The 13,074-nt window shown below is 72.2% G+C and carries 8 protein-coding genes; 6 read left to right on the forward strand and 2 right to left on the reverse strand.

Going from position 1 to position 13,074, the window contains the following annotated elements:
* Positions 1–6: 6 nt before the first annotated feature.
* The 5 genes from ACIWQI_RS07580 (at position 7) to ACIWQI_RS07600 (ending at position 8,494) form a co-directional block, all read left to right on the forward strand.
* Positions 7–2,769 carry an MMPL family transporter gene (locus ACIWQI_RS07580; RefSeq protein WP_396656536.1) on the forward strand — a complete coding sequence of 921 codons (2,763 nt, stop codon included), beginning with the start codon at positions 7–9 and terminating at the stop codon, positions 2,767–2,769.
* A gap of 3 nt (positions 2,770–2,772) precedes the next feature.
* Positions 2,773–4,644, forward strand: coding sequence for a hypothetical protein (locus tag ACIWQI_RS07585; RefSeq protein ID WP_396656537.1), 1,872 nt, complete (start codon positions 2,773–2,775; stop codon positions 4,642–4,644).
* A gap of 106 nt (positions 4,645–4,750) precedes the next feature.
* Positions 4,751–6,247 carry an aldehyde dehydrogenase family protein gene (locus tag ACIWQI_RS07590; RefSeq protein WP_396656538.1) on the forward strand — a complete coding sequence of 499 codons (1,497 nt, stop codon included), beginning with the start codon at positions 4,751–4,753 and terminating at the stop codon, positions 6,245–6,247.
* Positions 6,248–6,347: 100 nt separating this feature from the next.
* Entirely contained in the window at positions 6,348–6,560 is a 213-nt protein-coding gene (locus ACIWQI_RS07595) for an AsnC family protein (protein WP_396656539.1), read from the forward strand.
* Between the two features lie 5 nt (positions 6,561–6,565).
* Complete coding sequence (locus ACIWQI_RS07600; protein WP_396656540.1) at positions 6,566–8,494, forward strand: ABC transporter ATP-binding protein; 1,929 nt, start codon at positions 6,566–6,568, stop codon at positions 8,492–8,494.
* A 14-nt stretch (positions 8,495–8,508) separates the two neighbouring features.
* Here the strand turns inward: ACIWQI_RS07600 and ACIWQI_RS07605 are convergent, their stop codons facing one another.
* Complete coding sequence (locus ACIWQI_RS07605; RefSeq protein ID WP_396656541.1) at positions 8,509–10,380, reverse strand: phosphoenolpyruvate carboxykinase (GTP); 1,872 nt, start codon at positions 10,378–10,380, stop codon at positions 8,509–8,511.
* A 120-nt stretch (positions 10,381–10,500) separates the two neighbouring features.
* Here ACIWQI_RS07605 and ACIWQI_RS07610 point away from each other — a divergent pair, with 120 nt between their 5' ends.
* Entirely contained in the window at positions 10,501–11,937 is a 1,437-nt protein-coding gene (locus ACIWQI_RS07610) for a helix-turn-helix domain-containing protein (RefSeq protein WP_396656542.1), read from the forward strand.
* Here the strand turns inward: ACIWQI_RS07610 and ACIWQI_RS07615 are convergent.
* Positions 11,863–13,005: a winged helix DNA-binding domain-containing protein gene (locus ACIWQI_RS07615; protein ID WP_396656543.1), complete on the reverse strand. Its 1,143-nt coding sequence runs from the start codon at positions 13,003–13,005 to the stop codon at positions 11,863–11,865. The genes ACIWQI_RS07610 and ACIWQI_RS07615 overlap by 75 nt on opposite strands.
* Positions 13,006–13,074 lie beyond the last annotated feature (69 nt).

Genomic DNA, 13,074 nt, shown 5'->3' on the forward strand with positions numbered 1-13,074 from the left:
GGCGACATGTCGTCGGCTCTCTATGCTCTGGGGAGGTGGGCCTTCCGCGCCCGCGTCCGCGTGCTCGTGGTCTGGATCGGCGCCCTGGCGGTCCTGTTCACCGGCGCGGGACTGCTCAGCGTCGGCACCGACAACACCTACACGATCCCGGGCACCCAGTCGCAGGAGGCGCTCGATTCGCTCGCGCGCACGTTCCCGCAGGTCAGCGGCACCTCCGCGCAGATGGTCGCCGTCGCACCGCCCGGAGCGAGCGTGCACGATCCGGGGTTCGAAGCCTCCGTGACCGAGACCGCGTCCGCGATCGCGCAGATCCCCCAGGTGACCTCGGCGACCTCGCCGTACACATCGGCATCCAGCGCGAACATCGCCGCCGACGACTCCGCCGTGATCGTGCCCGTCCAGCTGTCGGTGGGAACGACCGCGGTGCTGCCGTCGACCTCGGCGGCGCTGCAGCAGGCCGGCGCCGACCTGCAGGAGGCGCTGCCGGACGGATCGCAGGTCGCCGTGGGCGGGCAGCTGTTCTCGCAGGACGCGGCCGGCATCAGCATCACCGAGCTGCTGGGCATCGCGATCGCGTTCGTGGTGCTGTTCCTCACCCTGGGCTCGCTGATCGCCGCCGGGCTGCCGCTGGTGACCGCGCTGCTGGGCGTGGGCGCGTCGCTGTCGCTGGTGATGATGGTGACCCCCGTCATCACGGTGACCTCGACGACGCCGCTGCTGGCGCTCATGCTGGGGCTCGCGGTCGGCATCGACTACGGGCTGTTCATCCTCGCCCGCCACCAGGATCAGCTCAAGGCCGGCATGGATCCCGAGGAGTCGGCGGCCCTCGCGATCGCGACCTCGGGCTCGGCGGTGGCGTTCGCGGCGACCACCGTCATCATCGCGCTGCTCGGACTGGCGGTCGCCGGCATCCCTTTCCTGACGACGATGGGCGTGGCGGCGGCGCTCGCCGTGGCGATGGCGGTGTGCATCTCGCTGACCCTCGCCCCGGCGCTGCTCGGCTTCGCCGGGTGGCGGGTCGTGGCCCGGCGCCATCGGCCGCCCGGCGGCGATGCGCAGGAGGCGGATGAGGATGCCGAGGATCGTGAGGAGGCCGGCGCCGAGACAGCGTCGAAGCCCGCCCGGCCGGGCTTCTTCACGTACTGGGTGCGCGGCGTGACGCGGTGGCCCATCGCATCCATCCTCCTGATCGTGGTGGCCCTCAGCGCCCTCACGATCCCGGCGGCGCACCTGCGGCTGGCGCTGCCCGATGCGGGCTCGCTCGACGAGCACCAGCCCGCCCGCGTCACCTACGACCTCATCGCCGAGCACTTCGGCCCCGGCTACAACGGACCTCTGCTGGTGACCGGGTCGGTCATCGAGAGCACCGACCCGGTGGGCCTCATGGACGACCTGGGCGCCGAGATCGCGACCGTGCGCGGTGTGGCGTCGGTCCCGCTGGCGACGCCCAACGAGACGGGAGACACCGGCATCGTGCAGGTGATCCCCGACGGTGCGCCCTCGTCCGAGGCGACCAAGGAGCTCGTCGTCCGGCTCCGGGCGATGCACGACCATTTCGAGCAGGAGTTCGGCGTCGACCTGTCGGTCACCGGCTACACGGCCGCGGGCATCGACATCTCCGACCGGCTGGCAGGCGCCCTGCTCCCCTTCGGCCTCCTCGTGGTGGGGCTTTCCCTGGTGCTGCTGGCGATGGTATTCCGCTCGATCGTCGTCCCGGTGACGGCGGCGCTGGGCTTCGTGCTGTCGATCGGCGCGGCCTTCGGCGTCACGACCCTCGTGTTCGTCGACGGGTTCCTCGCCGGGCCGCTGAACGTCGCGGCGGTGGGCTCGGTCGTCAGCTTCATGCCGATCATCCTCATGGGGGTGCTGTTCGGCCTCGCAATGGACTACGAGGTGTTCCTCGTCAGTCGCATGCGCGAGGCGTACGTCCACAGCGGACCGGCGCCGTGGCGCGCGACCCGCGCCGTCCAGGACGGCTTCATCACCTCGGGGAAGGTGGTCACCGCGGCGGCGGCGATCATGTTCGCCGTCTTCGCCGCGTTCGTCCCGGAGGGCGACGCCAACATCCAGCCGATCGCCTTGAGTCTCGCCGTCGGCGTCGTGATCGACGCCTTCGTCGTGCGGATGGCGCTCATCCCCGCCGTGCTGGTGCTGTTCGGCGACCTGGCCTGGGCGATGCCGCGCTGGCTCGACCGCGTGCTGCCGAGCTTCGACGTGGAGGGAGAGGGCATCGCACGGGAACGTGAGCTCGCCGACTGGCCGCCGGACGGAGCCGGGCTCGCCATCGCCGGCGATGGCGTGCGCACCTCGTTCACCTCGAGCCCGGAAGGCGCCGACATCCGGCTCGGCGCCGGCGAGGTGCTCGTGGTGACCGGCGGGGACGCCGCAGAGCGCACGGCGCTGCTGCTGGCCCTGGGCGGGCGCGCCCCGGTGACCGCACGACGGCTGAAGGTGACCGGGCTCGTGCTGCCGGTGCGGTCGGGGGCTGTGCGAGCGCGCACCGCGTATGTGTCCATGCGGAGCACGGATGCCGCCGGCGCGCTCTCCGACGCTGCCGCAGCGCGTCCGTCCGTGATCATGATCGACGCGCTCGACGCGCTCGCCGAGCCGTCGGAGCGGGCGCGGGTGCGCAGCGCCCTGACCGGCACGACCCTCGTGGTGGCGGCCCGCGACACGGCGAGCGTCGCGGATGCGCTGCCCGAGGCATCCGTCGTGCGCACGCTCGTTCTGGAAGCGCCCGCGACGGCTGCCATGGCTCGGGAGGCATGACGGATGCCGCGACGCGACTTCTCGGCGATCTCCGGCGCGGAGCGCCCCGGCCGCCTGGCGCTCGTGGGACTCGCGGTGGTGCCGCTGCTGGTGAGCGGCCTGCTGGCGTGGGCCCTCGCCACGCCCACGAACGACCTCGACCGCATCACGGCGGCGATCGTCAACGACGACGTGCCGGTGACGATCGACGGGCAGACCGTGCCGCTCGGACGCCAGTTCGCCGCGGGGCTCATGGCCGCCCAGGAGCCCGCGCAGCCGGGCGCCGACGGCGCCTCGCCCGCCGCCGACCCCCCGGCGACCTTCACCTGGGTGCTCACGAACGGCGACGAGGCGGCGGCGGGACTCGCGGCAGGGCGCTACGCCGCGGTGGTGACGGTCCCGGCGACGTTCTCGGCTGACGCCACCTCGTACAGCGGGCCGGCATCGAGCGCCCGTCAGGCGACCCTGCAGGTGCAGACGACGCCGGCGTCGGCCTGGCTCGATCCGGCCATCACCGCCGTGGTCACCCAGCAGGCCGCCGCAGCGCTGAACCGTCAGCTGATCGGGAGCTATCTCGGCGGCGTCTACGACGGCTTCAACACGATCGGCGAGAGCATCGGGAGCGCCGCGGACGGCGCCCAGCAGCTCTCGGCGGGCGCCGCGCAGACGGCGGACGGCACGGCCCGCGTCGCGACGGGCGCAGAAGACCTCGCCGCCGGGCTCGACGAGCTCGCCTCCGGCGCAGCGGACCTCGCCGCCGGGCTCGACCGCCTCGCGACGTCGAGCAGCGGACTGCCCGCGGACACGGCGGCGCTCGCACGGGGCTCTGCCGCCGTCGCGGCCGGCGTCGAAGACATCGCGCGACGCCTGGACCGGGCGACCGCGCGGCTCGCGATCGTGGTCGACCTGCTCTGCGACCCAGCGGGGCCGCTCTGCGACCGTGCGCAGGGAGCGCTGGACGAGCTGGTCGCGGCGGCCGAGCGGGCCTCGGCGCTCTCGGCCGGCGCGCGCGCCGTGCGGGACGGCAACGCGGCGCTCGCCCGCGCGATGCCACCGCTGGTGAGCGGCATCGATGCCGCCGCGGACGGGTCGCAGGCGGTGGCGGCGGGCGCGGATGCCTCGCACACCGGCGCCGGCACGCTCGCCGAGGGCGCGAGCGCGGCGGCGGACGGCAGCGCGCAGGTGGACGAGGGCGCCCAGCAGCTGGCGGCGGGCCTGGGCGAGGCTGCGGAGCAGATCCCCACCTACAGCGCCTCCGACATCGCCACGCTGTCGACCGTCGTGGCGCAGCCGGTGCTGGTGGATCAGGACGCGGCGGCTCCCGGACTGCAGTCGGCGCCGCTGTTCGCGGCCCTGGCGCTGTGGGCAGGCGGTCTCGCCTCGGCGCTCGCCTTCCAGGCCGTGCCGCCGCGACGGCTTCTGACCGGGGTCTCGTCCGGTCGCATCGCCGGCGCGGCGCTGCTTCCGGTCATGGTGCTGGGCGCGGTGCAGGGGCTGATCGTGGCGCCCGTCGTGCTGGCAAGTGTCGCCGCGGGGCCGGCGGAGTGGGTGGCCTTCGCGGCATCCGCCCTGCTCGTGGGAGCCGTTTCCGGCGCCGTGAACCTCGGGCTCGCCGCCGCCTTCGGCGGCATCGGACGCCTCATCGCCCTCGCGTTCGGCCTGCTCACCCTCGCCGCGGGGCTGTCCGGCACGGTGCCCCCCGTCATCGCGGCGGCCGCGGCGCCGCTGCCGTCCACCCACGGGCTGGTGCTGCTGCGCGCGACCCTCACGGGGGATGCTGCGACCGGAGGCGTGATGGCCGGGCTGCTGCTGCTGGCCGCCGCCGTCGGGTGCGGACTCGTCTGGGCCGGCGCCGCCGCCCGCCGCCGCGTCCCGCTGCAGATGCTCACTGAGTGAGCCGCCGCCGCCGATCTGGGGCGGTGCGCGGCCTGATCCCTTGCCTTTCCATTCTCGTGGATGCACCCTGTAAGGGAAGCCAGCAGACAGAGAGGTGGCGGTTGCTATGACGGATGCAGCGGTGGACACGGCGGTGCGCACGGGACTCTACATCGGGGGTGAGGAGCGGTTCACCGAAGAGACGCTCGCCGTCGCCGATCCCGGCAAGCCCGGTGTGATCGTCGGGCATGCGGCATCGGCGTCCGCCCAGGATGTCGCCGACGCAGTGGCCGCGGCGAACCGGGCGTACCCGGCCTGGTCGGCGCTGTCGGCCACGGAGCGCGCCGCGCAGATGACCGAGGCGATCGCGGGGATCGAGGACGACCGCGACACGGACGCGGCGATCCTGTCGCAGGAGAACGGCAAGATCCGCATGGAGGCGTGGATCGACGCCCTGGTGTTCGAGATCCGCTGGAAGCTGGCGCTGATGCTCGCCGACGAGGTGGACGCGTCGCACACGCTCCCGGTGGTGCCCGGGCAGATCCCGGTCTCGACGGAGGTGTCGTACCAGCCGCTGGGGGCGGTGACGATCATCGTGCCGTTCAACTGGCCGATCGCGATCCTCGGCGCGTCGCTGCCGCACGCGCTGCTGGCGGGCAACACGGTGATCGTGAAGGTGCCGCCGACAACGCCGCTGGCCCTCACCCGGGTGGTGCAGCGGGTGGCCGAGAAGCTTCCCGCGGGCGTCCTGAACGTGATCAGCGGCAAGGACGAGAACATGTCCGGGCTGGTGCAGAACCGCGACATCGCGAAGATCTGCTTCACCGGCTCGGTGGGTGGCGGCAAGCGCATGATGGAGATGGCGTCGAAGAACCTCACTCGGGTGACCCTCGAGCTGGGCGGCAACGACCCCGCGGTCTTCCTCGAGGACGCGATCATCGACGACGTGCACCTGGACCGCCTGTTCGCGGCGATCTACGACACCACGGGGCAGATCTGCATGAACGCCAAGCGCGTGTACGTGCACCGGTCGCGCATGGACGAGGTCGTGAGCGGGCTCGTCGCGCGCCTGGAGAAGGTCGTGCTGGGGTACGGGCTGGACGAGGGCACCACGATGGGCCCGCTGAACCAGCCTGCGCAGAAGGCCTTCGTCGACGAGATCATCCAGGAGGCGAAGGATGCCGGCGCCGACGTGCGCGAGTTCGGCACGCTGCCCGGCGGCGATCTCGCCGGCGGCAACTTCGTGCGCCCGACGATCGTGGTCGACCCCGACCCGTCGCTGCGGGTCGTCACCCAGGAGCAGTTCGGCCCGGTCATCCCCGTGATCCCCTTCGACACGGAGGAAGAGGGCGTGCGCATGGCCAACGACAGCTGGGGCGGCCTGTGCGCCTCGGTGTGGACGGCGTCGCCCGAGGCGGCGCAGCGGGTCGGATCGCAGCTGGTGTGCGGGTACGTCTGGGTCAACGACCACGGCGCGACGCGGCTGGACCTGCGTGCGCCGTTCGGCGGGATGAAGCAGTCCGGCTTCGGCCGTGAGCAGGGCATCGAAGGCATCCGGGCGTTCCAGGACACCCGCTCGATCGCCACGATCGATCCTGAAGCCCTCGCCGCCATGGCGCACTGACCGCTCGCGGCGCCCGCGACCCAGACGTCGCGGGCGCCGAACGATCGACCCTGTCAACGTGAGTTGACAGGGTCGATCGCCGTCAACTAGGGTTGACAGCATGAGCGACCTTCCCCGCACCGCGATCGGAGCCGTCGCCGGCGGCGAGCCGCTCGCCGAGCTGCGACGGCTTCGGGCACTCCAGGCCGACCTCGCACGCGCCGAGGCCGAGAACGTACGTCGCGCCCGGAGCCAGGGATACTCGTGGGTCGCCATCGCGGACGCACTGGGCGTCACGCGTCAGGCCGTTCACAAGAAGTACGGAAGAAGATAGAGCCCATGTCCGCTGATACCGCCGCGCCCCCGCGCGCCCGGGGATGGCGCCGTGCCGCGAAGGACGACGGGCCCCGCGCGAGCATGAAGCAGCTGCTGCCGTTCCTCTTCGAGCACAAGCGCGTCCTCGTCGTCGTCGCCGTGCTCAGTGTCGTCGGCGCCGCGGCGACGCTCGCCCAGCCGCTCCTGGTCGGCGAGGTCATCGCGCGCGTGCAGGCGAACGAGGGCCTCGGCGTGCTCGTGTGGCTGATCGTGGGGCTGGTGGTGGCGGCATCCGTCATCTCCGGCTACCAGCACTACCTGCTGCAGCGCACCGGCACCGCCGTCGTGTACTCGAGCCGGCGCAAGCTCATCGCCCGCATCCTGCACCTGCCCATCGCGGAGTTCGACGCGCGACGCACCGGCGACCTCGTCTCGCGGGTCGGCACAGACACGACGCTGCTGTACGCGGTGCTCACCCAGGGCCTGGCGGATGCCGTGGGCAACAGCCTCATCTTCGTCGGCGCGATCGTCGCGATGGCCCTCATCGACCCGCTCCTGCTGCTGCTGATCGTCCTCGTGATCGGTGCCTCGGTCGGGGTGGTCGGGGTGCTGAGCGGACGCATCCGCCGGCACACCCGCGTGCAGCAGGAGAAGGTGGGCGAACTCGCCTCGGGCGTGGAGCGTGCGGTCACCTCGATCCGCACCGTGCGCGCGTCCGGTGCCGAAGCCCGGGAGCAGGCGGCGGTCACCGCCCGCGCGACCGAGGCGTACGAGACCGGCGTGCGCATCGCGAAGGTCTCGGCCCTGGTGGTGCCCGTCGCCGGCATCGCACTCCAGGTGTCGCTGCTGGTCGTGCTCGGAGTGGGAGGTCTGCGCGTCGCATCCGGCGCGATCGCCGTCGCGGGCCTGGTCACGTTCGTGATGTTCCTGTTCCTGCTGATCGGCCCGCTCGGCTCGTTCTTCGGCGCCATCACGTCGGTCAATCAGGCGCTGGGGGCCCTGGGACGCATCCAGGAGGTGCTCGATCTGCCGACCGAGACACAGCATGACCTCCCCGCGGCCGCCGCGACGCGTGAGTCGACGGCTCCACCCGAGCCTGTCGATGCACCCGCGATCGAGTTCCGCGCCGTGCACTTCCGCTACCCCGAGAACGTGGTCGCCGCACGACGCAGCGCCGAGACCGAGGCGCTGCGGCTGCTGGAGAGCGCACGGGTCGACACCTCGGCGCTGGAACTGCCCGAGCGGGATGCCGCGGCGCCGGCCGAGGTCGAAGGCGAGGTGCTGCGCGGGGTCTCCTTCGCCGTGCCGCGGGGCGCTCGCGTCGCCCTGGTCGGCCCGTCCGGGGCCGGCAAGAGCACGGCCCTGGCGCTCATCGAGCGGTTCTACGACCCGACGGAGGGCGCGATCCTGCTCGACGGCCTGGACATCCGCGCGCTCGACCGGCGCGTGCTGCGCGCGCAGCTGGGCTACGTCGAGCAGGACGCGCCGACTCTCGCCGGGACGCTCGCCGACAACCTGCGGCTGGCCGCGCCCGAGGCGACCGACGCCGACTGCGAGCGTGTCCTGCGCGAGGTCAATCTGACGGAGGTGCTGGAGCGCTCACCGCTGGGCATCCACGCGCCGGTCGGCGAGAGCGGCGTCATGCTGTCCGGCGGGGAGCGCCAGCGGCTCGCGATCGCCCGGACGCTGCTGGCGGCACCGCCGATCCTGCTGCTGGACGAGTCGACGTCGTCGCTGGACGGCCTCAACGAGCAGCGCATGCGCGACGCCATCGACGCCGTGGCCGAGGGCCGCACTCTCGTCGTGATCGCGCATCGGCTGTCGACCGTCGTCGACAGCGACCACATCGTGGTGCTCGACCACGGTCGCGTGGTGGGTCAGGGCACGCACGACGAACTGCTGGCCGCCACGCCGCTGTATCGCGAACTGGCCCGCCACCAGCTCCTGGTCTGACGCAGCCTCGGCCCTCAGGCCTTCGCGAGCCGGTAGCGCAGAGCCTCGAGCTCGGCCTGCAGCGCCGCCGGCACCCGGCCGTCGAACGTGTCGAAGAACTCCTGTGTGAGGTCGGCCTCGCGGGCCCAGGTCTTCGGATCGATCGAGAAGAGCTCCGCGAGGTCGTCCTCGCTGATGTCCAGGCCTTCGAGGTTGAGGTCTTCGGTGCGGGGCAGGCGGCCGACCGGGCTTTCCACGGCTCCGGCATCGCCCTCGATGCGACGGACGATCCACTCGAGCACGCGCGAGTTGTCGCCGAAGCCCGGCCAGAGGAAGCGGCCGTCGGCGCCCTTGCGGAACCAGTTGACCTGGAAGATGCGCGGAGCACGGTCGAAGCGCAGCTTCTGGCCGACGGTCAGCCAGTGCCCGAAGTAGTCGGCCATGTTGTAGCCGCAGAACGGGAGCATCGCGAACGGGTCGCGGCGCAGCTCGCCGACGGTCCCCTCGGCGGCGGCGGTCCGCTCAGACGAGATCGTGGAGCCGAGGAAGACGCCGTGCGTCCAGTCGGTCGCCTCGACGACCAGGGGGACGTTCGTCGCGCGACGGCCGCCGAACAGGATGGCATCCAGCGGAACGCCCTCGGCGGCATCCCAGTCCGGCGCGATCTGCGGGCACTGCGCGGCCGAGACCGTGAAGCGCGAGTTCGGGTGCGCCGCGGGGCGGCCCGACGACGGCGTCCACGGGTTGCCCTCCCAGTCGATGAGCTCGGCGGGCGCCTCGTCGGTCAGGCCCTCCCACCACACGTCGCCGTCGGGGCGCAGGGCCACGTTCGTGAAGATCGTGTTGCCCCACAGCGTCTCGACGGCGGTGACGTTGGTCGACTCGCCGGTTCCGGGGGCGACGCCGAAGAAGCCGGCCTCGGGGTTGATCGCCCACAGGCGCCCGTCCTCACCGGGGCGCAGCCACGCGATGTCGTCGCCCAGCGTCTCCACCCGCCAGCCGGGGATCGTGGGCCGCAGCATGGCGAGGTTCGTCTTGCCGCAGGCCGACGGGAAAGCCGCGGCCACGTGGTACTTGCGGCCCTCGGGCGAGATGAGCCGGATCAGCAGCATGTGCTCGGCGAGCCAGCCCTCGTCGCGGCCGATCACCGAGGCGATGCGCAGCGCGAAGCACTTCTTGGCGAGGATCGCGTTGCCGCCGTAGCCCGACCCGTACGACCAGACCTCGAGGGTGTCCGGGAAGTGCACGATGTACTTCTCGTCGTTGCAGGGCCACGCGACATCCTGCTCCCCCGGCTCCAGCGGCGCGCCGACCGAGTGCACGGTCTTGACCCACGGCGCCCCCTGGGCGATGAGCTCGGTGACCTCGTCGCCGACCCGCGTCATGATGCCGATCGAGGCGACCGCGTAGGCGCTGTCGGTGACCTGGACGCCGATGTGCGAGAGCGGGCCGCCGACGGCGCCCATCGAGAAGGGCACGACGTACATCGTGCGCCCGCGCATGGAGCCGTCGAAGATCTCAGTCATCGTCGCGTGCATCTCGACGGGATCGGCCCAGTTGTTCGTCGGGCCCGCGTCCTCCTCGCGTGCGGAGGCGATGAAGGTGCGCGCCTCGGTGCGCGCGACGTCGCTGGGGTGGGAGCGGGCGAGGTAGGAGCCGGGACGCCACTCGGGGTTCAGCTTGATGATCTTGCCCTCGTCCACCATCTGGCGCAGCAGGGCGTCGTTCTCGGCTCGGGAGCCGCCGACCCAGTGGATCCGCTCGGGCTTGGTCAGCGCGGCGATCTCGTCGACCCAGGCGACCAGGGCATCCATGCCCGGGCCGTGGATGTCGGGCTGGGCGCCGAACGGGCGGGAAGAGTGGTCACGAGTCGCAGCGGGACGGGTGAAGATCTCTGCCAAGGCCATGACGCTCCCTCTTTCGCGCACGGTGGAACTCCGCGCCTGTCACCTACTATCCCGCGAATCACGCAGTCTTTACAAAATCCGTCGCCTAAAGAATCCGAATTCTTTCGCTATCATCAAGGAATGCCGACCCCCTCGCTCGAGCTGAACACCCTGGGCCACCGCATCCGCCACCACCGGCTGCGCAACGACTTCACGCTGGACGAACTGGGCGCCCGAGTCGGCGTCGCCGGCAGCCAGCTGAGCCTCATCGAGAACGGCAAGCGGGAGCCGAAGCTGTCGCTGCTGCAGGCCATCGCGGAGGCGACGGGCACGGAGGTCGCCGATCTCCTGTCCAACGAACCGCCGAACAAGCGGGCGGCCCTCGAGATCGAGCTCGAGCGCGCGCAGGCCGGCTCCGTCTTCCGCCGGCTCGGCGTCGCGCCGATCCGCGTGGTCAAGGGGATGTCGGATGAGACCCTCGAGTCGATTCTCGGCCTGCATCGCGAGCTGCAGCGCCGCGAGCTCGAGGCCATCGCCACCCCCGAGGAGGCGCGGCGGGCCAACACCGAGCTGCGCCTGCAGATGCGGGCGAAGAACAACTACCTGCCCGACATCGAGAAGCTCGCCGAGAAGCAGCTGCGCGCGGCGGGGCACGTGTCGGGCGCCCTGACCCACCGCACGGTGAGCCTCATGGCCGGGCAGCTCGGCTTCGAGCTCATCTATGTGAACGACCTGCCGCACTCGGCTCGCTCGGTCACCGACCTCGAGAACGGGCGCATCTACCTCCCGCCCGCGTCGATCCCGGGCGGCCACGGCCTGCGCTCGATGGCGCTGCAGGCGATGGCGCATCGGCTCCTGGGTCACCGACCGCCGAGCGACTACGCCGACTTCCTGCAGCAGCGGCTCGAGATCAACTACTACGCGGCGTGCTGCCTCATGCCCGAGACGGCCGCCGTCGCCTTCCTGCAGCAGGCGAAGAAGGACCGCAACCTCGCCGTCGAGGACTTCCGCGACGCGTTCGGCGTGACGCATGAGGCCGCCGCGATGCGGATGACGAACCTGTTCACGCAGCACCTCGACATCCGGCTGCACTTCCTGCGGGTCGACGGCACGGGTGCCATCAGCCGCGTGTACGAGAACGACGACCTTCCCGTGCCGATGGATGTGACCGGATCGGTCGAGGGTCAGATGGTGTGCCGCCGCTTCCTCGCCCGGTCCGCGTTCGAGGAGCAGAACCGCACGACCGAGCACTACCAGTACACCGATACGCCCAGCGGCACGTTCTGGTGCGCGACCCAGACCGGCACGACGGCGGACGGCGAGTTCTCGATCACGGTCGGCGTGCCCTTCGACGACGCGAAGTGGTTCCGGGGACGCGAGACGCACAAGCGCGCGTCGTCGACGTGTCCGGACGAGTCGTGCTGCCGCCGCCCGGACCCGGAGCTCACGGCGCGCTGGAAGGGCAAGGCCTGGCCGAGCGCCCGGGTCCACATGCAGATGTTCTCACCGCTCCCCCGCGGCGCGTTCCCCGGCGTCGACGACGGCGAGGTGTACGCGTTCCTGGACCGGCACGCCTGATCGCCCCGCGATGAAGGCCGCGTAGCGGTCGAGCGCCGCCGCGACCGCGGCCGGCGCAGCGGCATCGGGCACGAGCAGCTCCGGAAGCGGCGCGTCGGCGCGCCGTCCCACGGCCAACGAGTGGGTCCATGTGCCGACGACCTCGCCACGGGCCAGAATCGCCGCCTTGACCATGCCGTTCGCGCCGGGCCCCACGGCCCGGTGCAGCGCCGGATGACACGCGACCGAGCGGTCGGCGTACGACAGGTAGTACTCGTCGAACGGAGGCAGGGCGACCACCGCCGCCGCCGTCGCGCTGCGGCGTGGCTGCACGCGGGCGACGAACAGGCCCTCGTCGACCTCCAGGAGGGATCCGGATGCCGCCGCGGCGGCCTGCCGGGAGAGGGTCAGCGGCAGTCCCGTCCACCATGCGAAGTCGCGGGCACCGGCCGGACCGTGTCCGGCGATGTATCGCGAGAACAGCTCGGCGAGCGGATCCGCCGGTGCGGCCGCGTCGGAGATCCAGTCCTCGCCGAGCACGAGCCACTGCTCACGGGTGGGCCCGCCGTCGCGGGCCACGACCGGACCCCAGCACACCACGCCGCGCAGCCCGAGCGCGAGGATCAGGTGGTACAGCCGCTGACCGACCGTGCGCACGCCGCCGGCCTCGAGCGCCGCGGCGAACTCCGCCCGGGTGAGCCGGCCCCCGCCGCGCAGCGCCGCACGCGCGATCCGCTCCGCGTGCCGCACGGTGTCGTCGTCGGCGCCCTCCTGCGCGAGCACGCGGCTCACCTGGCGAAGCTGTCGGTGCGCGGTCACCTCGAGCATCCAGGCCGCATCCCGCGCGGGCACGATGTGAAGGGTGCCGCGCATCGTCCAGGTGCGCACGAGGTCGCCGCGGTCGAAGGCGGCGTCGACCTGCCGCAGAGTCGGCGCCCCCCTCGAGCGCAGCGCGAGCGCCCAGCGCCCGCCCCAGAACTCCTGCGCCTGCGTCGCGAGCAGGTGCGCCGCCGCGTCGGCGACGGAGGCCGCGGGTGCGCTGAGCCCATGTGACCGCAGCCGCTGGGCGCGGAGCGCGGTGACATCCATCCCGCCATCATCCCCCGCACCTCCGACGCGGCGGGGCGTCCTATACTCATGCTGTCCGGCGGTCCTCCC

The organism is Microbacterium sp. (genome assembly GCF_044508325.1).
In the GTDB taxonomy this organism is placed as follows: domain Bacteria; phylum Actinomycetota; class Actinomycetes; order Actinomycetales; family Microbacteriaceae; genus Microbacterium.